General features: G+C 32.7%; 18 protein-coding genes and 1 other RNA gene. 13 read left to right on the plus strand and 6 right to left on the minus strand.

Features of this window, described 5'->3' with window-relative positions:
- Nucleotides 1-210 precede the first annotated feature (210 nt).
- Together MHM83_RS09375 and MHM83_RS09380 are read left to right on the plus strand one after the other, a co-directional pair.
- Nucleotides 211-2,925: a DNA gyrase/topoisomerase IV subunit A gene (locus MHM83_RS09375; protein WP_239179423.1), complete on the plus strand. Its 2,715-nt coding sequence runs from the start codon at nt 211-213 to the stop codon at nt 2,923-2,925.
- The gene (locus MHM83_RS09380; RefSeq protein ID WP_073183681.1) at nt 2,925-3,791 is read left to right on the plus strand and encodes a mechanosensitive ion channel family protein; all 867 of its coding nucleotides are present in this window, start codon (nt 2,925-2,927) and stop codon (nt 3,789-3,791) included. The genes MHM83_RS09375 and MHM83_RS09380 overlap by 1 nt, the downstream gene beginning before the upstream one ends.
- A 66-nt stretch (nt 3,792-3,857) precedes the next feature.
- Here MHM83_RS09380 and MHM83_RS09385 read toward each other — a convergent pair whose 3' ends face one another.
- Together MHM83_RS09385 and MHM83_RS09390 are read right to left on the minus strand one after the other, a co-directional pair.
- A complete protein-coding gene (locus tag MHM83_RS09385) occupies nt 3,858-4,163 on the minus strand; it encodes a DUF6787 family protein (RefSeq protein WP_073183678.1) in 306 nt (101 codons plus the stop codon).
- Nucleotides 4,164-4,248: 85 nt separating this feature from the next.
- Nucleotides 4,249-4,899: a DUF937 domain-containing protein gene (locus MHM83_RS09390; protein WP_047789046.1), complete on the minus strand. Its 651-nt coding sequence runs from the start codon at nt 4,897-4,899 to the stop codon at nt 4,249-4,251.
- Between the two features lie 129 nt (nt 4,900-5,028).
- On the opposite strand from MHM83_RS09390, the gene MHM83_RS09395 reads away from it, so the two are divergent.
- From MHM83_RS09395 to MHM83_RS09405, 3 genes are read left to right on the plus strand one after another with little or no spacing between them, the layout of a single operon-like run.
- Nucleotides 5,029-6,354: a dicarboxylate/amino acid:cation symporter gene (locus MHM83_RS09395; protein WP_159491396.1), complete on the plus strand. Its 1,326-nt coding sequence runs from the start codon at nt 5,029-5,031 to the stop codon at nt 6,352-6,354.
- Between the two features lie 6 nt (nt 6,355-6,360).
- Complete coding sequence (locus MHM83_RS09400) at nt 6,361-7,197, plus strand: sulfurtransferase (protein WP_239179424.1); 837 nt, start codon at nt 6,361-6,363, stop codon at nt 7,195-7,197.
- Between the two features lie 8 nt (nt 7,198-7,205).
- Nucleotides 7,206-7,430: a hypothetical protein gene (locus tag MHM83_RS09405; RefSeq protein WP_156167017.1), complete on the plus strand. Its 225-nt coding sequence runs from the start codon at nt 7,206-7,208 to the stop codon at nt 7,428-7,430.
- Between the two features lie 31 nt (nt 7,431-7,461).
- Here the strand turns inward: MHM83_RS09405 and MHM83_RS09410 are convergent, their stop codons facing one another.
- The 3 genes from MHM83_RS09410 to MHM83_RS09420 are packed head-to-tail and all read right to left on the minus strand — an operon-like array spanning nt 7,462 to nt 9,291.
- Nucleotides 7,462-7,974 carry a DUF7935 family protein gene (locus MHM83_RS09410; protein WP_239179425.1) on the minus strand — a complete coding sequence of 171 codons (513 nt, stop codon included), beginning with the start codon at nt 7,972-7,974 and terminating at the stop codon, nt 7,462-7,464.
- The gene (locus MHM83_RS09415; protein WP_239179427.1) at nt 7,964-8,677 is read right to left on the minus strand and encodes a DUF3307 domain-containing protein; all 714 of its coding nucleotides are present in this window, start codon (nt 8,675-8,677) and stop codon (nt 7,964-7,966) included. Before MHM83_RS09415 ends, MHM83_RS09410 begins: the two co-directional genes overlap by 11 nt.
- Nucleotides 8,674-9,291 carry a SatD family protein gene (locus tag MHM83_RS09420; RefSeq protein WP_239179429.1) on the minus strand — a complete coding sequence of 206 codons (618 nt, stop codon included), beginning with the start codon at nt 9,289-9,291 and terminating at the stop codon, nt 8,674-8,676. Before MHM83_RS09420 ends, MHM83_RS09415 begins: the two co-directional genes overlap by 4 nt.
- A 229-nt stretch (nt 9,292-9,520) precedes the next feature.
- Here MHM83_RS09420 and MHM83_RS09425 point away from each other — a divergent pair, with 229 nt between their 5' ends.
- The 4 genes from MHM83_RS09425 to MHM83_RS09440 all read left to right on the plus strand — a co-directional run bounded on the left by MHM83_RS09425 (nt 9,521) and on the right by MHM83_RS09440 (nt 14,732).
- Nucleotides 9,521-11,851, plus strand: a complete 2,331-nt coding sequence (locus tag MHM83_RS09425) for an ATP-dependent helicase (protein ID WP_239179431.1) — start codon at nt 9,521-9,523, stop codon at nt 11,849-11,851.
- A gap of 46 nt (nt 11,852-11,897) precedes the next feature.
- Nucleotides 11,898-12,530 (plus strand): DUF4290 domain-containing protein, encoded by a 633-nt coding sequence (locus tag MHM83_RS09430; protein WP_073183666.1) that lies wholly within the window; start codon nt 11,898-11,900, stop codon nt 12,528-12,530.
- Nucleotides 12,531-13,844 (plus strand): UDP-N-acetylglucosamine 1-carboxyvinyltransferase, encoded by a 1,314-nt coding sequence (gene murA, locus MHM83_RS09435; protein ID WP_159615747.1) that lies wholly within the window; start codon nt 12,531-12,533, stop codon nt 13,842-13,844. It abuts the gene before it with no gap.
- A 135-nt stretch (nt 13,845-13,979) separates the two neighbouring features.
- Nucleotides 13,980-14,732: a DUF6503 family protein gene (locus tag MHM83_RS09440; RefSeq protein WP_239179433.1), complete on the plus strand. Its 753-nt coding sequence runs from the start codon at nt 13,980-13,982 to the stop codon at nt 14,730-14,732.
- A 62-nt stretch (nt 14,733-14,794) separates the two neighbouring features.
- Here the strand turns inward: MHM83_RS09440 and MHM83_RS09445 are convergent, their stop codons facing one another.
- A complete protein-coding gene (locus MHM83_RS09445) occupies nt 14,795-14,986 on the minus strand; it encodes a hypothetical protein (protein ID WP_239179435.1) in 192 nt (63 codons plus the stop codon).
- A gap of 197 nt (nt 14,987-15,183) precedes the next feature.
- On the opposite strand from MHM83_RS09445, the gene MHM83_RS09450 reads away from it, so the two are divergent.
- The 4 genes from MHM83_RS09450 to MHM83_RS09465 all read left to right on the plus strand — a co-directional run bounded on the left by MHM83_RS09450 (nt 15,184) and on the right by MHM83_RS09465 (nt 20,520).
- Nucleotides 15,184-15,759 carry a nucleotide exchange factor GrpE gene (locus MHM83_RS09450; protein WP_239179437.1) on the plus strand — a complete coding sequence of 192 codons (576 nt, stop codon included), beginning with the start codon at nt 15,184-15,186 and terminating at the stop codon, nt 15,757-15,759.
- A gap of 70 nt (nt 15,760-15,829) precedes the next feature.
- The gene (dnaJ, locus tag MHM83_RS09455) at nt 15,830-16,954 is read left to right on the plus strand and encodes a molecular chaperone DnaJ (RefSeq protein ID WP_239179439.1); all 1,125 of its coding nucleotides are present in this window, start codon (nt 15,830-15,832) and stop codon (nt 16,952-16,954) included.
- 187 nt (nt 16,955-17,141) lie between these two features.
- Nucleotides 17,142-17,452: RNase P RNA component class A (gene rnpB, locus MHM83_RS09460), an RNA gene on the plus strand.
- A gap of 290 nt (nt 17,453-17,742) precedes the next feature.
- Entirely contained in the window at nt 17,743-20,520 is a 2,778-nt protein-coding gene (locus tag MHM83_RS09465; protein ID WP_047790588.1) for a bifunctional aconitate hydratase 2/2-methylisocitrate dehydratase, read from the plus strand.
- Nucleotides 20,521-20,540: the final 20 nt, after the last annotated feature.

Raw genomic sequence — 20,540 nt, forward strand, 5'->3', positions numbered from 1 at the left:
AGAAATAGAAGAGCTAGAATATATTTATTAATAGCATTTTCAATTTTTGTTGTCAATACATTTAACGTTGACTTTAGCAATTTAAACTGGGAAGCAAATAAGTCGTCTTATGTTAATATGATAGCAGCAGTCTTAGTTTGTATCGCTATTTTTTTACTAATTAAGAAGAGATAAAATTACCCCTAAACATAAACGTTTAAACATTCATACATGAGTGAAGAAAACAATAAGTACGAACATGACGAAGAACTAAATAAACCTGTTGAAAGTACAGAAACCATTACCAAGGTAACAGGTATGTACAAAGAATGGTTTTTAGACTATGCTTCATATGTAATTTTAGAACGTGCAGTGCCATCAATGGAAGATGGGTTTAAACCCGTGCAACGTCGTATTATGCATTCAATGAAAGACTTAGATGATGGACGCTATAATAAAGTAGCAAACATTGTAGGTCACACAATGCAGTATCACCCTCACGGAGATGCATCAATTGCCGATGCCATGGTACAAATGGGGCAAAAGGAGTTGCTAATCGATATGCAAGGTAACTGGGGTAACATTTTAACAGGAGACCGTGCAGCGGCTTCTCGTTATATTGAAGCACGTTTGTCTAAATTTGCACTAGATGTTGTTTTCAATGCCAAAACTACTGAATGGCAAGCCTCGTATGACGGACGTAAAAAAGAACCTGTAAACTTACCTGTAAAGTTTCCATTACTATTAGCTCAAGGAGCAGAAGGTATTGCAGTAGGATTATCAACTAAAATATTACCGCATAACTTTAACGAGTTAATAGATGCCTCTGTAAAATACTTGAAAGGAAGAAGTTTTACGATTGTACCCGACTTTTTAACAGGTGGAATAGCAGATGTTACCAATTATAACGATGGTAAAAGAGGAGGAAAGGTAAGAGTGCGCGCAAAAATATCGGCACTTGATAAAAAAACGTTAGTAATTACTGAAGTACCTTTTGGCACTACCACATCATCATTAATTGATAGCATTTTAAAAGCGAACGACAAAGGTAAAATTAAGATCAAACGTATTGAAGATAATACAGCGGCTAATGTTGAAATTTTAGTGCACCTGCCAGCTAATGTATCGCCAGATAAAACAATTGATGCCTTATACGCTTTTACCAGTTGTGAAAATTCAATTTCTCCACTGTGTTGTATTATTGAGGATAATAAGCCTGTGTTTATTGGAGTAACAGAAGTTCTAAAAAAATCAACAGACTTTACAGTAGAGTTACTTAAACGTGAATTAGAAATTCAATTACATGAATTAGAAGAACAATGGCATTTTGCTTCTTTAGAACGTATTTTTATTGAGAATAGAATTTACCGTGATATTGAAGAAGTAGAAACTTGGGAAGGAGTAATAGAAGCAATAGACCTAGGGTTAAAACCGCATACTAAGCATTTAAAAAGAGAAGTAACCGAAGAAGATATTGTTCGTTTAACAGAAATAAGAATTAAGAAAATCTCTAAATTCGATATTGACAAAGCAAAACAATTTATTGAAAGTTTAGAAGAGAAAATAGCTGAGGTTAAACATCATTTAGATAATTTAATTGATTTTGCAATAGACTACTTTAAAGAGTTAAAAGCAAAATACGGAAAAGGAAAAGAGCGTAAAACAGAAATCCGCATTTTTGATGATATTGTAGCTACCAAAGTAGTTATGCGTAATTCAAAACTTTATGTAAATAGAGAAGAAGGATTTATAGGAACATCGCTACGAAAAGACGAGTACGTTACCGATTGTGCGGATATTGATGATGTTATAGTGTTTAGAGAAGATGGTTCAATGGTAGTGACGAAAGTAGATTCTAAAACCTTTGTAGGAAAAGGAATTATTCATGTTGCAATATTCAAGAAAAAAGATAAACGTACAGTTTACAACATGATATATCGTGATGGAGCGAAAGGACCTTCATATATGAAGCGTTTTAACGTTACATCAGTTACTCGTGATAAAGAGTACAAATTAGCCAACGGTGATGCCAAATCAAAAGTATTATATTTTACAGCTAACTCTAATGGAGAAGCTGAGGTAGTAACTATTTTACTTAGAGCAGTAGGAAGTGTGAAAAAGTTAAAATGGGATATTGATTTTGCAGATTTAGCCATAAAAGGACGTAGTGTTAGAGGAAACTTAGTAACCAAGTACTCAATTAAAAAAGTAGAGTTTAAAGAAGCAGGAGTTTCAACGTTAAAACCTAGAAAAATTTGGTTTGACGATACAGTACAACGTTTAAATGTTGATGGGAGAGGAGAGTTGTTAGGTGAGTTTAAAGCAGAAGATAAAATATTAATAGCAACTCAATCAGGAAAAATCAAAGCAGTATCACCAGATTTAGCGATGCATTTTGAAAATGATATGATTGTGTTAGAAAAATGGAAGCCTAATAAGCCAATTTCAGCAATTTATTTTGACGGGGTTAAAGAACGTTATTTTGTAAAACGATTCTTAGTTGAAACACCAGATAAAGAAGAACTTTTTATATCAGAAGATGAAAAATCGAAGTTAGAAATCATAGCTACAGATTATCGTCCTATGGCAGAGGTAATTTTCTCAAAAAGGAGCCTAGAAAAAATAGAAGTGAACTTTGAAGACTTTATAGCAATTAAAGGAATTAAAGCTCAAGGAAATCAATTAACAACAGATAAAATAAGAACAGTAAACTTATTAGAGTCATTACCTTACGAAGAACCAGAAGAGGAAAAAGTAGAGGATATTGAGGTAACTGATGAAGAAGAAATTAAAGAAGAAGCGTTACCTTTGAATGTAGAAGATACTACGCCTAAAGATAAAACGTTTGTCGAGTCTAAAGAAGATAAAGCAAAAAAAGCATTAGAAAGAGCACTTCAAAAGAAGAAAAAAGATAAAGACGACGAAAGTCAAACAGCATTATTTTAATGGATAAGTTTTTACCATATCGTTTTAACCTAGATACCTTTTTTGGAGCATTAGGGTATATTATAGTCGTATTCTTAGTGTCTTGGGGTATTTCTAGGTTGGTAAGAGCGATTATTTGGCAACTTATTAAAAGCAAGAAAGAAGATCGTTTTGGTAGAACAAGTATTCAATTTTTACGTAATTCAGTATCGTTTGTAATTGGACTTTTAAGTGTCATTTATGTAATTATGGCGGTGCCTGCTTTTAGAAGTAAAGCGACTTTAATTTTTTCTGGAGCTGGTATTTTAGCCGCTATTATAGGTTTTGCTGCACAAGCAGCACTATCTAACTTAATAGCAGGAGCTTTCATAGTTATATTCCGCCCCTTTAGAGTGGGAGACTATATTAAACTGGATGAAACTAGAGTTGGTATTGTTGAAGACATAACGTTGAGACATACTGTAATAAATAACTTTGAGAATAAGCGGTTAATTATACCCAATTCGGTAATTAGTACAGATTCTATTTTAAATCATACCATAGAAGACTCTCATGTATTAAGTTTTAACAATTTTAAAATAGGATTAAAAGCAGATATTGATTTAGCAAGAAAAATTATACAAGAAGAAGCTGTTAAGTTACCAACTGTTATTGATTATCGTACACCAGACCAGGTGATTAGTGATGTGCATCAAGTAGATGTTCGTGTTATTGATATATATCCAGACCATATTCATATGCGTGCTTATGTATGGTTAAACGAACCGTTTCAAGAATTTAAAACTAAATGTGCTTTAAAAGAAGCTGTGCATAAACGCTTTCTATTAGAAGGTGTACATTTACCAATACCAATCAATATAAATGAGATAATTAAAAGAGTAAACTAAAAAAATATTCTTTATGGGAGGAGGTAAGTAGTTTGTATATTTTTATAAGTAGTATAAAAAGAATTTTTATCCCTTAAAAATAAATCCTAGTCCTAACCTACTTAAAAACTTCTTTTCAAATTCCCAAAAAAACTTAAATTGTCCAAATAACCAACCAATTAAGGGTAATGTTGTTTGATAAATAGGAAAAACTAGTAGAATTCTTAAAGGATAATATAACCAAGGATTTAAGGTTTCAGGAGATAACCCTAGCAAATTTGTAATAGGTTTAGCAACCCAAGCTGCAAATGATCCATTTATAGCAAAAACTATAAAAATAGCAGTTAAAGCCCAATTGCTTTTTATACCCCAACGATGTTTAAGTTTTTCCATAAGTACTAATATGCTGCAAAAATAACCAAAAGAAAAGGGGGAAACAAATGTTTCCCCGTTCATTATAAATTATAGCAAAATAAAATTATTTTTTTCCAAACACACCACCTAAAAGTCCTCCTAAAAGTCCTCCTGATTTTTGTTGATTATTACCAGCGTTACCTAAAATCATTCCAGCTACATCATCAACAATACTACCATCTCCATCAGCATCAAGTATCTGTTCTAAGAAGCTTTGTTCTTTTTGAGTAGAGTTACCGCCTAGTAAACCACCTAGAAGTCCACTTAAATCACTTGAATTATTTACGTTTTCTTGACGAGATTGCTTACCAAGTAACCCCATTAAAATAGGAGCAGCAGTTTTCAAAATATCAGCAACAGCACCAGTATCCATTCCTGCTTTTTGACCAATAACTTGTTCAACTCCTTGCTGTTTATTTCCTAAAACATGACCTAAAATTTTACCACCGTCTTGTAAAACATCAGAATTTACACCACCATTAAATAAATCACCTAAATTATCTAAGATTCCACCATCATGCTTATTTAATGCGTTCTTTAAACTTTCAGCACCTTGAGGAGTGGCAGCATTTCGTTGCATTGCTTTCATTAAAACAGGTAATGCCATTGTTAGTACACTACTAGTTTTATTAGTGTCTTGCCCAGTTGATCCGGCAACACCAGATATAATTGTTTTTCCTATATCGCTATTTAATAAATCTAAAATTCCCGTCATTTTGTTATTTTAATAAAATTAGTACTCAGTTTATAATAATTGGACACAAGATACGAACTGAAGGTCACTTTTTTTAAATATTTCTTTATACCTTACGGCCAGTTAAAAAATAATAGATTTATAGATTATATGAAGAGACTTGCACTACACTGGCAAATTTTAATAGGAATGATTTTAGGTGTCTTATTTGGGTTAGTGATGACCTTTACAGACAATGGAGCATCATTTGTATCGGACTGGATAAAGCCTTTTGGAACAATTTTCGTAAAATTATTAAAACTAATAGCAGTACCGTTAATTATTGCTTCTCTAGTAAAAGGAATTTCTGATTTAAAAGATATTTCAAAATTTAAAAACATTGGTATACGTACCATATTAATTTATATAGGTACTACGGTAATAGCAATAACAGTAGGGTTAGTATTGGTAAATGTTGTACAGCCTGGAGAAGGAATTTCAGAAGATACAATAGCTAAATTAACAGCAGATTACGCAAACAGTGAAGGGGTACAAGCTAAAATAGTAGAAGCGAGTAAACAAAAAGAAAGTGGTCCACTTAAGTTTTTGGAAGATATGGTTCCAGATAATGCTATACAAGCAATGAGTAATAATAAAGCAATGTTACAAGTAATTTTCTTTACTATTATTTTAGGAATATCAATGTTATTAATAGGAGAAAAAAAGGCTACACCATTAAAAAACTTTTTTGATTCGTTAAATGAAGTTGTGTTAAAAATGGTTGATTTAATCATGTTAACAGCACCTTTTGCGGTATTTGCATTATTAGCAAATGTTGTGGTTACCTCTAATGATCCTGATTTATTGTTAGCATTATTAAAATATGGAGCAACTGTTATTGGAGGTTTATTATTAATGGTAGCACTTTATATGGTTTTAATAAGTGTATTTACCAAAAAGAACCCATTATGGTTTTTAAAACAAATAAGTCCAGCACAATTATTAGCTTTTTCAACAAGTTCTAGTGCTGCAACGTTACCTGTAACAATGGAAAGAGTAGAGGAACATATTGGAGTAGATAAAGAAGTATCGAGTTTTGTATTACCAGTAGGAGCTACTATTAATATGGATGGTACGAGTTTGTATCAAGCTGTAGCGGCAGTTTTTATATCACAGGCTTTAGGTTTCGATTTAACTTTTGGAGATCAATTGACAATTATTTTAACAGCTTTACTAGCTTCAATAGGTTCAGCAGCTGTACCAGGAGCAGGAATGGTAATGTTAGTAATCGTATTAGAATCAGTTGGTTTTCCAGCGGATAAATTAGCTATAGGTTTAGCATTGATTTTTGCGGTTGATAGACCGTTAGATATGTGTAGAACAGTTATTAATGTAACAGGTGATGCAACGGTGTCTACTTTAGTAGCGAAATCTGTAGGTAAGTTAGGGAAGCCGCATCCACATGAATGGGATGAACATTATGATGAAGTAAAATAAACTTGTATGCTTACAGTAAAATCACCTATAGTTTCTGTTGATTGGTTGCACGATAATTTAAGTGCAGATAACTTAATAGTTCTAGATGCAACTATTCAGAAAGTAGGAGTCAAAACAGATGATAAAAAAGAAAAACAGCAGATTAAAGATGCTGTTTTCTTTGATTTAAAGAGTGTCTTTTTAGATGTTGAAGCAGAATATCCTAACACAATTCCGTCAGAAAAATATTTTGAAACTGAGGCTCAAAAATTAGGGATATATAATGATAGCTGTGTTGTTGTTTATGATGATTTAGGCGTATACTCATCTCCTAGAGTTTGGTGGTTGTTTAAAGTGTTTGGTTTTGAAAATGTCGCAGTTTTAAACGGAGGTTTACCTGCTTGGAAAGACGCTGGTTATACAGTTGAGTCTAAAAAAGAAAGAGAATTCTTAACAGGGAACTTCAAAGCTAATCTTAATAAGGGTAAAATAAGTGTTACAGAGGAAGTATTAAAAGCTTCTCTTGATAATAAAGTTATATTAGACGCTCGTTCAAAAGGAAGGTTTTATGCTACGGAACCAGAACCAAGAAAAGATTTAAGAGGAGGTCATATTCCGAATTCTAAAAGCTTACCTTATGCAGAATTGCAATTAAATGGTAAGATGAAATCGAAAGAAGAGCTTCAGAAAATATTTTCAGATATGAATCCAAGTAAAGAAGGAATGATTCTTTCTTGCGGGTCAGGAATTACAGCATGTATACTTGCTTTAGGAGCTGAAGAGGTAGGAAAAACTAATTATAGTGTGTACGACGGTTCTTGGACAGAATGGGCAAGTAGACTAGAATTGCCTGTTGAAAAGTAAATTAAGAAATGAAAAAGAATACTTTGCTACTAATAATGTTGTTTTTAACCTTACAAGGTTATGCTCATGATTCGGAGTTTAATGGAGTAATGGTAAGGAACGGTTTAGGTTTAGGAACTGTAATAGCTGTTGTAATTTCATGGGATAGAAATAAATCAGTATTATTTGCTATACTACACGGATTGTTAAGTTGGCTTTATGTGATATATTACTTTATAGTTAAGGAAAAATAGAATAAAAAAAGCCTCAATATTGAGGCTTTTTTTATATCAGTTTTTTGACTTCTTGTTTTAAAAAGGAAATAGCTGTGTTTGCTGGACTTTCCTGTTGCGAGTAGTCAATTAATACATTTTCACGTAAATCTTTAGCAGTTTCAGAACTTTCTGCTGTAGAGCGAAGTTTAGCTATAATGGCTAATTTAGCTGCTAAAACAGCCTTCCAACTATCATCCGAAATATATAATTGCTGTACTAAATTATGTTCAAACTCTTGTTCTATATTACCAATTAAAAGTTGGAGGTAGTTATCAGTATCATCTCCTATAGGATTTACTCTTAACAGTAATTTTGATGGGTTGATACGCTCACAAAATAACAACATACGCTCATAAGCTTGTAGCTTTGTAGGTAAACTTTCACGCTTTTTTTCAACTAAAGCATTGAATGTTTTTTCTTTATTGTCTTGTTCAATAAAGCGGCCTAAAATTAAGTAAGCTACGCCGCCAGTTACTAGTGCTGGTAGGGCATAAGCAAGCCCTTCAATAATTTTATCTTCCATAATGCGAATATACGAGTCCTGTTAAAATTGCCAATCCAAAACTTAGTAAAGTTCCAATCAGTACATATTCAGTAAGTTTTCTGTCTTTTGATGCTGTTAAATCTCCAAATCTAAATATAGATTTTGCCGCGAGTAAAAATCCAACACCTGCCCATTGGTTAATCGCGATAAAAACAAAAATTAATATACGTTCTAAAAAACCAATATACTTACCTGCATTGGCTAACGATTGTTCTGTTGATTTATTACCTTTTTCTGGATTCCATTTAGAAATTAATGTATTTATAATAATAGACGAAGTATAAGTGACAAAAATTAAACAAGCAAAAAGTAATAAGTTTTGTTGGGTTAAAATAGCATCTATGCTAACTTTAAAAGGAGAGTATATATATGTGGCTAAAACCAAAAAAAATATATGTAAAACCTGATCTAAAAAGAAGAATAAACGTTTGTTCTTCTTTCTTTGAAGATATAGTTTTCCAAGATCTACTAAATAATGAGAAACAATTACAAGTAAAAAAACACTCCAGTATGTAGAATTGAATTGTAATAATAATAGTAATAAAATAGCATGAACACCTATGTGAGCATAGAGTTTAATAGATTTTATTTTCTTTTTCTCCTTATCTTTTACCCAATTTTTAGGTTGTAGAACAAAATCACCTAATAAATGAGCAACGAGTAGTTTTAAAAACAGTATCATATTTTAGTTAGTTTCTGATTCATAAGTTTTCTATAACGTTTTTCTAGTTTCATAATTTCATCAAACCCAGAACGTTTTCTTCGTTCACTGGCGCTACTTTCTGAAATGGCTAGCTTTTTAGCGATAATTTTTTGAGTAGACTCAGGGTTTTGCAGAGACATATTCACAAAAGCAGCAGAATTAGTTGTCCAATTGTCCATTATTAACAAACTTAAGCCCAAAGAAACCTCAAATTCTTCATTAATACCTTCCCAAGGAGTTTTCAAGGCTAAATTTTGTTTTTTTAATAAATGGTCAAAAGCATACCCAGAATTTATAAAAGCTTCACCGTTGGCTTCGGTAATTTTTTCTGTATCAAAACTTTTATTACCAATACCAATAGCTAAACGAATGTCTAAATCTTTTATTTTTTTAATAGTAGATTTTAGCTTAAAAGTAAAAAGAAGAGCTTCTGCAATATTTTCAATTTCAATTTGAAAACTGTCTCCACGAAAAAGCTCCCACGTTTTTGGTGTTTTCCCAATAGTATTGAAGGATTCTTTCAGTACAGGAAGCCATGTTTCAGCAGAAACACCTCTAGAGTTTATGATATCACCAGTAATTACACTTGTCATGTATTCAATTTTTAGTAAAAATAGGTTTTCAAATTGAAAACTCCAAATAATTCGGGTTTTAAAACGAATATTTAAAAATAAGGGTTATAAGGCGAATTATTGTTGATTCGGGTTTTAGCTTGAATTTATAGGATTAAAAATTAGTGAATAAAAAAAAGGGTATAATCTTTAAAAAACCTAAAAGATTGGTTAATTTTCCACTTTTAAAATACTTTCAATTTAATTTCCATTGAATACTTATTTAGAGCAACTTAACGAACCACAGAGAGCAGCTGTTTTACAAAAAGACGGCCCAATGATAATTATAGCAGGAGCAGGATCGGGTAAAACGAGAGTGCTGACTTATAAAATTGCTTATTTAATGGAGCAAGGAGTAGATGCTTTTAACATTTTATCGTTAACATTTACCAACAAGGCTGCCCGTGAAATGAAAGATCGTATTGGTAAAGTAGTGGGGTATAGCGAAGCTAAAAACCTTTGGATGGGAACATTTCACTCAGTTTTTGCACGTATCTTACGTTCAGAGGCTGATCGATTAGGCTATCCGTCAAACTTCACCATTTACGATACACAAGATTCAGTTCGATTGATAACGGCGATTATCAAAGAAATGAATTTAGATAAAGATCGATACAAGCCAAAACAAATTTTAAGCAGAATATCGTCTTTTAAAAACAGCTTAATTACGGTTAGAGCGTATTTTAATAACTCTGATTTACAACAAGCCGATTTAGAAGCGAGTAGACCGAGAACAGGTGATATCTATAAAGAATATGTAGATAGATGTTTTAAGTCAGGAGCGATGGATTTTGACGATTTATTATTGCGTACCAATGAATTATTAGCACGTTTTCCAGATGTGTTGGCAAAGTATCAAGATCGTTTCCGATATATTTTGGTAGATGAGTACCAAGATACCAACCATTCGCAATATTTAATTGTACGTGCGTTGGCTGATCGTTTTCAGAATATTTGTGTGGTAGGAGATGATTCGCAAAGTATTTATGGATTCCGTGGAGCGAATATTCAAAATATCTTGAACTTCCAGAAGGATTACCCAGATGTAAAAACATTCAAGTTAGAACAAAATTACCGTTCAACAAGTAACATCGTACGCGCTGCGAATAGTGTAATTGATAAGAATAAAACGAAGCTAGATAAAGAAATTTGGACAGCTAACGATGCAGGAGATAGTGTGAAGGTAATGCGTACAATTTCTGATGGAGAAGAAGGGCGTTTTGTGGCGCAATCTATTTGGGAAAACCAAATGAATCATCAGTTAACAAGTGATCAATTTGCAATTTTATATCGTACCAACGCACAATCAAGAGCTATAGAAGATGCATTACGTAAAAAAGATATTAAGTATAAAATTTACGGAGGTATTTCATTCTACCAACGTAAAGAAATTAAAGACTTACTATCGTATTTACGAATTTTAATCAACCCGAATGATGAGGAAGCATTAAAGCGTATTATTAACTACCCAGCAAGGGGGATTGGAGCTACAACGTTAGATAAACTAACAATTGCAGCGAATCACTACAAAAAATCAATGTTTGATATTTTAAAAAATATCAGCACAGTAGATATCAATCTTAATTCAGGAACTAAAACAAAGTTGCAGAATTTTGTAAACATGATTCAGCGTTTTCAAATTGAAGCACAAACAAAAAATGCTTTTGAAATTGCTGATTTGGTAGTTAAACAAACCCAATTAGTCAAAGATTTACAAAAAGATGGAACTCCAGAAGGCGTTAATAAGGTTGAAAACGTTCAAGAACTTTTAAACGGAATAAAAGACTTTATTACCGATAAAATAGAAACAGGTGAAGATGCATCGTTAACTTCATTTTTAGAAGACGTCGCACTAGCCACTGATTTTGATTCCGATAAACAAGATGAAGAACCTAGAGTTTCGTTAATGACAATTCACTTATCCAAAGGGTTAGAGTTTCCTTACGTATACATTGTAGGTTTAGAAGAGAGTTTATTCCCTTCAGCAATGAGTATGAATACTCGCAGTGAATTAGAAGAAGAACGTCGTTTGTTTTATGTAGCGTTAACAAGAGCTGAAAAAGGAGCTTATTTAAGCTATGCACAAACACGTTATCGTTGGGGAAAATTAACTGATGGTGAACCAAGTAGGTTTTTAGAAGAAATTGATGATCAGTATTTAGAGTACTTAACGCCAAAAGTACCTGAACCGTCAGCAAATAGGTTTATAGATGCTAGTTTATTTGAAGACGATTCACCCAAAAAAATACGTTTTCAAAAACCAATTCAAAAGAAAAGAAAAGAATTCTTAGCAAAGAAGGAAAAACCAAATATGGTTCCTCCAAAAAGTAAAATGAAAAAGGTTTCAGAAATGAGTCCGAAAATGAATTTGTTTGATGGAGAAATCACAGTAGGAAACGTAGTAGAGCATAACCGTTTTGGTACTGGAAAAGTACTAGCTTTAGAAGGTAAAGGCCCCAATAAAAAAGCAGAAATAGAGTTTAGTACCGTAGGTAAAAAGAAATTATTGTTACAATTTGCAAAATTGAAAATAATCGGGTAGTTAATTCATAATAATTACCTATTTTGCATAGATAAAATATAGAGAAATGACGTTTGATTTAGAATACAATTCGAAAAGATCCAAATTAATCATCCCAGAATATGGGAGGCATATACAAAAGCTAGTGAATCATTGTATCGCTTTAGAAGATAAAGAAGAACGAAATACAATGGCTAAAGCTATTATTGATGTAATGGGTAATTTACAACCTCACTTACGCGATGTGCCTGATTTTAAGCATAAACTTTGGGATCAGTTACATATAATGGCAGATTTTCAGTTAGATGTTGATTCTCCTTACGAAACACCTTCAAAGGAAGAGTTACAAGAATCTCCTGAGCGATTGCCATATCCAAAATCAGCATCAAAGTATCGTTTTTATGGTACAAATATTCAAACCATGATTGATGTTGCTTTAACATGGGAAGAGGGAGATATGAAAGAAGCTTTGGTATTCACCATTGCTAATCATATGAAAAAATGCTATTTAAACTGGAACAAAGACACAGTTGAAGACAGTGTTATTTTCGATCATTTATATGAGTTGTCTGAAGGAAAAATAGATATTCGAGACATTGATGAGGACTTAACAGATAGCAAAAGCCTGTTAAGAAAACGTAGCGGACAAGGACAGCACAAATCAAAAGGAAAAACAAATACTAAATACAGAAAAAAGTAAATGGCATCATTTAAAATAGAAGGAGGTCACAAATTAAAAGGAACAATAACACCACAAGGAGCAAAAAATGAAGCATTACAGGTAATATGTGCGGTGTTGTTAACGTCAGAAAAAGTAATTATAAACAATGTTCCTGATATTATTGATGTTAATAAACTGATTTTTATTTTAGGAGAATTAGGAGTTAAAATAGAAAAATTCTCTAAAAACTCATATAGTTTTCAAGCAGACGATATCAATTTAAAATATCTAGAGTCACCAGAATTTAAAAGAGATGGAAGTTCTTTAAGAGGGTCTATTATGATTGTTGGCCCGTTATTGGCTCGCTTTGGAAAAGGATATATTCCTCGACCAGGAGGCGATAAAATTGGGCGTCGTCGTCTAGATACCCACTTTGAAGGATTCATCAATTTAGGAGCAAAATTTCGTTATAATCGTGAAGAATATTTCTATGGTGTAGAAACAGAAACAGGATTAGTAGGAGCAGAGATGTTGCTAGATGAAGCTTCGGTAACTGGTACAGCAAATATTATTATGGCTGCAGTATTAGCCAAAGGAACCACAACAATATATAACGCAGCTTGTGAGCCTTACATTCAGCAATTATCAAAAATGCTGAATTCAATGGGAGCAAAAATTACTGGAGTAGGATCTAATTTACTCACTATTGAAGGAGTGGAAACTCTAAAAGGCTGTGAACATACTATATTGCCAGATATGATTGAGATTGGTAGTTGGATAGGTATGGCTGCTATGACGCGTTCGGAATTGACAATTAAGGATGTAAGTTGGGATGATTTAGGACAAATTCCTAATGTATTTAGAAAACTTGGAATTCAATTAGAAAGAAAGGGAGACGATATTTACATACCAGAGCAAGAAAGCTACGAAATTCAAAGTTATATTGATGGGTCAGTATTAACTGTAGCAGATGCACCATGGCCTGGGTTTACACCAGATTTATTAAGTATTGTTTTAGTAGTAGCCACACAAGCAAAAGGAACCGTACTAATTCACCAAAAAATGTTTGAAAGTCGTTTGTTCTTTGTAGATAAGCTGATTGATATGGGAGCAAAAGTAATTTTATGTGATCCTCATAGAGCTACAGTAATAGGTCATGACTTTAAATCGCAGTTGAAGGCAACAAAAATGACCTCTCCAGATATCCGTGCAGGTATCTCATTATTAATAGCAGCACTTTCAGCAAAAGGGACAAGTATTATTAATAATATTGAACAGATAGATAGAGGTTACGAAGATATCGAAGCACGTTTAAAATCTATCGGAGCAAAGATTGAACGAATTGATAGCTAGTAAAAAAGTAACAAGAAATAAATATAAATCCCAAATCAATTGACTTGGGATTTTTTTATGACGAAAAAAATTAAAGCACAGTGTAATTAAAAGAAACTTGTTTCGACTAAGCCGCTTTAACTTAAATGAATCATTATGAAAAAAAGAATAACACTTGTTATTTTACTATTACAAACAATAATTTTTGTAGCTCAAGAGAAAGACTTTACGTCTTCAATAGAAAAAGCGCATCATAAAAAAGCTTTTATGAATCAAAAGTATTTAAAGTATGACATAGACATAACTTTTGGTGGAAAAAATCGCTTAACAGGAACAATAACACAAGAACCAGGTGGAGGTAAAATAAAGATAGAGAAAAATAATGGAGAAATAATACTTTTTGACGGAAAAGAAGTGTATTCAGTTGGAATAAAAGAGAAAGATTTAGCAGCAGCAAGGTTTGATATTTTTACATGGTCTTATTTTTTAGGGTTACCTTATAAACTAAACGACGATGGAACTATTTGGTCTAATTTTGAAGAAAATAAATGGGGAACTAAAAACTTTGATACAGGTAAACTAACCTTTGCTTCTGGAACAGGTGATGCACCAGACGACTGGTATGTAATTTATAAAAATCCTAGTACAAACTTTTTAGAAGGAGCGGCGTATATTGTTACTTTTGGTAAAGGAAAGGAAAAAGCAGAAAAAGAACCGCATGCTATTAAGTATAACAATATCGAATTAGTTAATTCAATTCCTTTTGCAACTAATTGGACTTTTCATATGTGGTCATTAAAAAACGGATATGAAGAAGAGATAGGAGAGGTTAAGTTATCAAACATAAGGTTTATTGAAGAAGCAGAATTTGTTATACCTACAAAGGCTAAATTAGTTAAACCTTTATAAAGTTATAAACTTATAATGAAGTAAAAAGCTGTTATTTTTAAAATAACAGCTTTTTTATTTCTCTACATTTCTTCATTACAAGTGTACTCTTGTGTACAAGCAAAATATTGATGACAATAAATAGGACCTGTAACGCTTCCTGAGCAGTCACATCCACATTTATTAAGATCAATAGCAGCACCACCTGTTAAGTTCTTTTGTTGGTTCTTTGAAAGAACGGTAACTCCTGAAATGTTTAAAAAATTCTGTTTCATAATGAGGGACTTTTTTATGTTATAAATTAATTAATAAAAAATTTCTTAAATATATAGTTTTGAAATCTTTGAACAAAAGATAAATGTGTTTTTTTACACCTTATACCGTGAGTTTCTTTGAGAAGTTATGCTACAATGTCATTATGACACATTTCTTTTATTGGCAGTATTATTGTTAATCAAAAAGTGTTAAATACATGAAACGATTTACAATGAGTAAAGATCAATATACAAAAGAAGACGAAATTAACGACGCTATTAAAAATGGCGACTTAGGAGAGAATCAAGAAGAAACTCAAGAAAATAAAGAGGTTGAAGCTAAAGAAGAGCCAACGGCAGAAGAATTAATTCAAGCAGAGAAAGATAAATATTTGCGTTTATTTGCAGAGTTTGAAAACTATAAAAAACGTACTTCAAAAGAACGTATTGAACTTTTTAAAACTGCAAGTCAAGAATTAATGACAGCTTTACTGCCAATTATGGATGATTTTGATAGAGGTTTGGCAGAAATTAAAAAAACAGAAGACTCTGAGTTATTAAAAGGTATAGAACTTATTAATAATAAGTTTAAAAACACCTTAACTCAAAAAGGGTTAACTGAAATAGAAGTAAAACCAGGAGATGATTTTGATGCAGAAGTTCATGATGCAATAACACAAATACCAGCACCTTCAGATGAATTAAAAGGAAAAATTATAGATTGTGTGGAGAAAGGATATAAGCTAGGAGATAAAATTATTCGTCACCCTAAAGTAGTAATGGGGCAAGCGTAAAACAATCATCATTAATACAACTATTGGTCACTAACGATACTTACTTACTAATAGTTGAACATTGAAAGTTATGGCAAAACAAGATTATTACGAAATATTAGGATTATCAAAATCAGCATCAAAAGCTGAAATTAAAAAGGCATATCGTAAGATGGCTATTAAATACCATCCAGATAAAAACCCTGATGATAAAGAAGCTGAAGAAAAATTCAAACTAGCCGCAGAAGCTTATGAGGTGTTAAGTGACGACAACAAAAAAGCTCGTTACGATCAGTACGGTCATGCTGCTTTTGAAGGAGGTCATGGAGGCTTCGGTGGTGGAGGTATGAATATGGATGATATATTTAGCCAATTTGGAGATATTTTCGGAGGAGCATTCGGAGGAGGTTTCGGTGGTTTTGGTGGTGGAGGTCACCGTCAAGCACGAGTTAAAGGTAGTAACTTACGTATCCGTGTAAAGTTAACACTAGAAGAAATTGCCAAAGGTGTAGAAAAGAAGGTAAAAGTTCGTAGAAAAGTTCAAGCAGACGGAGTAACCTATAAAACATGTTCAACATGTAATGGTAGCGGACAACAAATGCGTGTTACCAATACTATTTTAGGTAGAATGCAAACAGCTACTACTTGTAGTACCTGTCATGGAGCAGGAGAGATGCTAGATAAAAAACCAAGTGGAGCAGATGCACAAGGAATGGTAATAAAAGAAGAAACCGTTTCTATCAATATTCCAGAGGGTGTTACAGAAGGTGTACAATTAAAAGTAGGAGGTAAAGGAAATGAAGCTCCAGGTAAAAACTCAATTCCAGGAGATTTATTAGTGTTAATTGAAGAAGTACCACACGAAAATTTAAAGCGTGAAGGTAGTAATATTCACTACGATTTATATATTAATTTTTCAGAAGCAGTTTTAGGAGTATCAAAAGAAATAGAAACTGTTACAGGAAAAGTAAAGATTAAGATAGAACCAGGAACGCAATCAGGTAAGATTTTACGTTTAAAAGGAAAAGGATTACCAAGTATTGAGCGTTATGGTAATGGAGATTTCTTAATTCATATAAATGTATGGACTCCACAAGAACTAACGAAAGATCAACGTAAGTTTTTTGAGGAAATGCAAGAAGATGAGAACTTTAGCCCAAACCCTCAGAAATCAGACAAATCTTTCTTTGAAAAGGTTAAAGACATGTTTTCTTAAAAAAATCATAAAAAAGATAATTTTTTTAAATAAAATTTTTTTTAAACGAAAAACAGTTATATATTTGCAGTGTCTAGGAGACGTTCTAGACACTTTTTCTTTTTCATAGCAATTTTCCCACTCAATTCTTTTGAGTGGGTTTTTTTATGAATAGAGGTGTGAACTTTTATTTGATTATAACAATATAATAGCAGACCTATCTTATCGACTTGTAGAAAATATAAGTAGGAAAGTCTGGACACCATAGAGTAGCATAGCGGATAACATCCGTCCGGTGTAAACCGAGGACAAGTGCAACAGAAAGAATGTACAGGTAATGCTGTAGTGAAACCAGGTAAACTCTATGCGGTGCAATGCCATGTACATTAGAGCTTGAGCGCTACTCGCGCGATTCTAAGGGGTAGGCAGATTGATTCTGAGAGTAATTTCAGAACTAGATAAATGATAAGAACCTTATTTTTTAAGGGACAGAATCCAGCTTATGGGTCTGCTTTTTTTCCTATTTAGAATCATTATAGCATTTTTTTTAATACACTTAAAAATAGTGAATTATCAATTTGATAATTATTGTATGTTTTTACACTTGTTTTTTTGATATATTTTTAAAAATAGGTCTTTCTAATTAAATTAATTTGCTTTTTTGACTGTTTTGTTGTTTATTTTTAAAATTGAGGTTAAAATATTACTTTTGCTAAGCAAAAATTAACAGGATAAAGCTGTAAAAGAACGGTTTTAATACGTAATAACTTTTACTATTTCCTTCTAAATATTTAAAAACAAAACTTTTTATGAACACATACTCAGATTACCTAAAGGAGATTGAAGTAAGAAAAGGTCAAGGTCTTCACCCTAAACCTATCGATGGAAGTGAATTGTTAACTGAAATCATCTCACAAATTAAAGATGTAAACAATCCTCACAGAAAAGACTCTCTTAATTTCTTTATCTATAATGTTTTACCGGGTACAACAAGTGCTGCAGGCGTAAAAGCAAACTTTTTAAAAGAAATTATTCTAGGTGAATCTGTAGTAGAAGAGATAACTCCTGCTTTTGCTTTTGAACAATTAGGACACATGAAAGGTGGTCCATCTGTTGAAGTGTTATTAGATTTAGCACTTGGAAATAATGCTGATATTGCCGTTGAAGCAGCGAAAGTATTAAAAACTCAAGTTTTCTTATATGAAGCAGATACAGAAAGATTAGAAAAAGCATATAAAGATGGCAATGTAATAGCTAAAGAATTAATAGAAAGCTATGCTAAGGCAGAATTCTTTACTAAATTACCAGAAGTAGAAGAAGAAATAAAAGTAGTAACTTTTGTTGCAGGTGTAGGTGATATTTCTACCGATTTATTATCTCCTGGAGCAGACGCTCACTCTAGATCTGATCGTGAGTTACACGGACAATCTATTTTTGAGCATGATAAAGAAATGCAACAGCAATTATTAGCATTAAAAGAACAACACCCAGATAAGCGTGTAATGTTAATTGCAGAGAAAGGAACTATGGGAGTTGGATCTTCTCGTATGTCTGGAGTAAATAATGTGGCATTATGGACAGGTGTTCCTTCTTCTCCATACGTACCATTTATCAATATTGCGCCAGTAATTGCCGGTACTAATGGTATAGCACCTATTTTCTTAACCACAGTTGGAGTAACCGGAGGAATTGGAATCGATTTAAAAAACTGGGTAAAACAAAAAGATGAAAACGGTAATACAGTTGTAGATAAAGATGGAGAACCAATTTTAAAAGAGATGTATTCTGTTAAAACTGGAACTGTTTTAACAATCAATACAAAAGAGAAAAAATTATATAACGGAGATCAAGAGTTAAAAGATATTTCTACTGCTTTAACTCCTCAAAAGATGGAGTTTATTAAGGCTGGAGGATCTTATGCTGTAGTTTTCGGTAAAAAACTACAAACTTTTGCCTGTAAAGCTTTAGGTATTGATATTCCTCAAGTATATGCAGCATCAAAAGAAATCTCCATTGAAAACCAAGGTTTAACAGCTGTTGAGAAAATTTTCAATAAAAATGCTGTTGGAACTACACCAGGTAAGACATTACATGCAGGTTCTAACGTTCGTGTAGAAGTAAACATTGTAGGGTCTCAAGATACTACAGGTTTAATGACGTCTCAAGAATTAGAGATGATGGCAGCTACGGTAATTTCACCTATTGTAGATGCTGGTTACCAATCGGGGTGTCACACAGCTTCTGTTTGGGATGATAAGTCAAAAGCGAATATTCCTCGTTTAATGAAATTTATGAACGACTTCGGTTTAATTACTGGGCGTGATCCAAAAGGTCAATATCATGCAATGACAGATGTAATTCATAAAGTATTAAATGATATTACTGTTGATGATTGGGATATTATTATTGGTGGAGATTCTCACACTCGTATGTCTAAAGGAGTTGCTTTTGGTGCCGATTCAGGTACAGTAGCATTGGCTTTAGCAACAGGAGAGGCAACTATGCCAATTCCAGAGTCAGTTAAAGTAACCTTCAAAGGAAATATGAGAAGCTTCATGGATTTCCGTGACGTGGTACACGCTACGCAACAACAAATGTTAAAGCAATTTGATGGCGAAAACGTATTCCAAGGGCGTGTTATTGAGGTACACATTGGTACCTTAACTTCAGATCAAGCCTTTACATTTACAGACTGGACTGCTGAGATGAAAGCTAAAGCTTCTATCTGTATTTCAGAAGAAGAAACGTTAATTGAATCTTTAGAAATTGCAAGAGATCGTATCCAAATCATGATTGATAAAGGTATGGATAACGAAAAGCAAATGTTACAAGGTTTAGTTGATAAAGCCAATAACAGAATTCAAGAGCTTAAAACTGGTACAAAACCAGCTTTAAAACCAGATGCTGATGCGAATTATTACGCAGAAGTAGTTATTGATTTAGATGAAATTGCTGAACCAATGATTGCAGACCCTGATGTAAATAATGAAGATGTTTCTAAACGTTACACACATGATACTATTCGTCCATTATCTTTTTATGGAGGAACTAAAAAAGTAGATTTAGGTTTCGTAGGGTCTTGTATGGTACACAAAGGAGATATGAAAATTTTAGCTCAAATGTTAAAAAATATCGAATCTCAACAAGGAGAAGTAAAATTTAACGCTCCGTTAGTAGTAGCACCTCCAACCTATAACATTGTTGATGAATTAAAAGCAGAGGGCGATTGGGAAGTGTTACAGAAGTACTCAGGTTTTGAATTTGATGATAATGCTCCAAAAGGCTTAGCACGTACAAAGTATGAAAACATGCTATATTTAGAGCGCCCAGGTTGTAACTTATGTATGGGTAACCAAGAAAAAGCAGAACCAGGAGATACGGTAATGGCAACATCTACACGTTTATTCCAAGGAAGAGTTGTAAAAGATTCAGGAGAGAAAAAAGGAGAATCACTATTATCTTCAACACCAGTTGTTGTTTTGTCTACTATCTTAGGAAGAACTCCAACTATGGAAGAGTACGAAAAAGCAGTTGATGGTATTGTTTTAACTAAGTTTAAGCCATCTCAAAAGCAGTTAGTAGTATAATTTATTTATTAAATAAAGTA

This window comes from Tenacibaculum sp. Mcav3-52, assembly GCF_022347665.1.
GTDB classification, from domain to species: Bacteria; Bacteroidota; Bacteroidia; order Flavobacteriales; family Flavobacteriaceae; genus Polaribacter; species Polaribacter mesophilus.

What these genes read in the sequence shown, in the direction of transcription:
- MHM83_RS09375 (WP_239179423.1), top strand. Translation starts at nt 211, where the DNA reads ATGAGTGAAGAAAACAATAAGTACGAACATGACGAAGAACTAAATAAA.
- MHM83_RS09380 (WP_073183681.1), top strand. Translation starts at nt 2,925, where the DNA reads ATGGATAAGTTTTTACCATATCGTTTTAACCTAGATACCTTTTTTGGA.
- MHM83_RS09385 (WP_073183678.1), bottom strand. Translation starts at nt 4,163, where the DNA reads ATGGAAAAACTTAAACATCGTTGGGGTATAAAAAGCAATTGGGCTTTA.
- MHM83_RS09390 (WP_047789046.1), bottom strand. Translation starts at nt 4,899, where the DNA reads ATGACGGGAATTTTAGATTTATTAAATAGCGATATAGGAAAAACAATT.
- MHM83_RS09395 (WP_159491396.1), top strand. Translation starts at nt 5,029, where the DNA reads ATGAAGAGACTTGCACTACACTGGCAAATTTTAATAGGAATGATTTTA.
- MHM83_RS09400 (WP_239179424.1), top strand. Translation starts at nt 6,361, where the DNA reads ATGCTTACAGTAAAATCACCTATAGTTTCTGTTGATTGGTTGCACGAT.
- MHM83_RS09405 (WP_156167017.1), top strand. Translation starts at nt 7,206, where the DNA reads ATGAAAAAGAATACTTTGCTACTAATAATGTTGTTTTTAACCTTACAA.
- MHM83_RS09410 (WP_239179425.1), bottom strand. Translation starts at nt 7,974, where the DNA reads ATGGAAGATAAAATTATTGAAGGGCTTGCTTATGCCCTACCAGCACTA.
- MHM83_RS09415 (WP_239179427.1), bottom strand. Translation starts at nt 8,677, where the DNA reads ATGATACTGTTTTTAAAACTACTCGTTGCTCATTTATTAGGTGATTTT.
- MHM83_RS09420 (WP_239179429.1), bottom strand. Translation starts at nt 9,291, where the DNA reads ATGACAAGTGTAATTACTGGTGATATCATAAACTCTAGAGGTGTTTCT.
- MHM83_RS09430 (WP_073183666.1), top strand. Translation starts at nt 11,898, where the DNA reads ATGACGTTTGATTTAGAATACAATTCGAAAAGATCCAAATTAATCATC.
- murA (WP_159615747.1), top strand. Translation starts at nt 12,531, where the DNA reads ATGGCATCATTTAAAATAGAAGGAGGTCACAAATTAAAAGGAACAATA.
- MHM83_RS09440 (WP_239179433.1), top strand. Translation starts at nt 13,980, where the DNA reads ATGAAAAAAAGAATAACACTTGTTATTTTACTATTACAAACAATAATT.
- MHM83_RS09445 (WP_239179435.1), bottom strand. Translation starts at nt 14,986, where the DNA reads ATGAAACAGAATTTTTTAAACATTTCAGGAGTTACCGTTCTTTCAAAG.
- MHM83_RS09450 (WP_239179437.1), top strand. Translation starts at nt 15,184, where the DNA reads ATGAAACGATTTACAATGAGTAAAGATCAATATACAAAAGAAGACGAA.
- dnaJ (WP_239179439.1), top strand. Translation starts at nt 15,830, where the DNA reads ATGGCAAAACAAGATTATTACGAAATATTAGGATTATCAAAATCAGCA.
- MHM83_RS09465 (WP_047790588.1), top strand. Translation starts at nt 17,743, where the DNA reads ATGAACACATACTCAGATTACCTAAAGGAGATTGAAGTAAGAAAAGGT.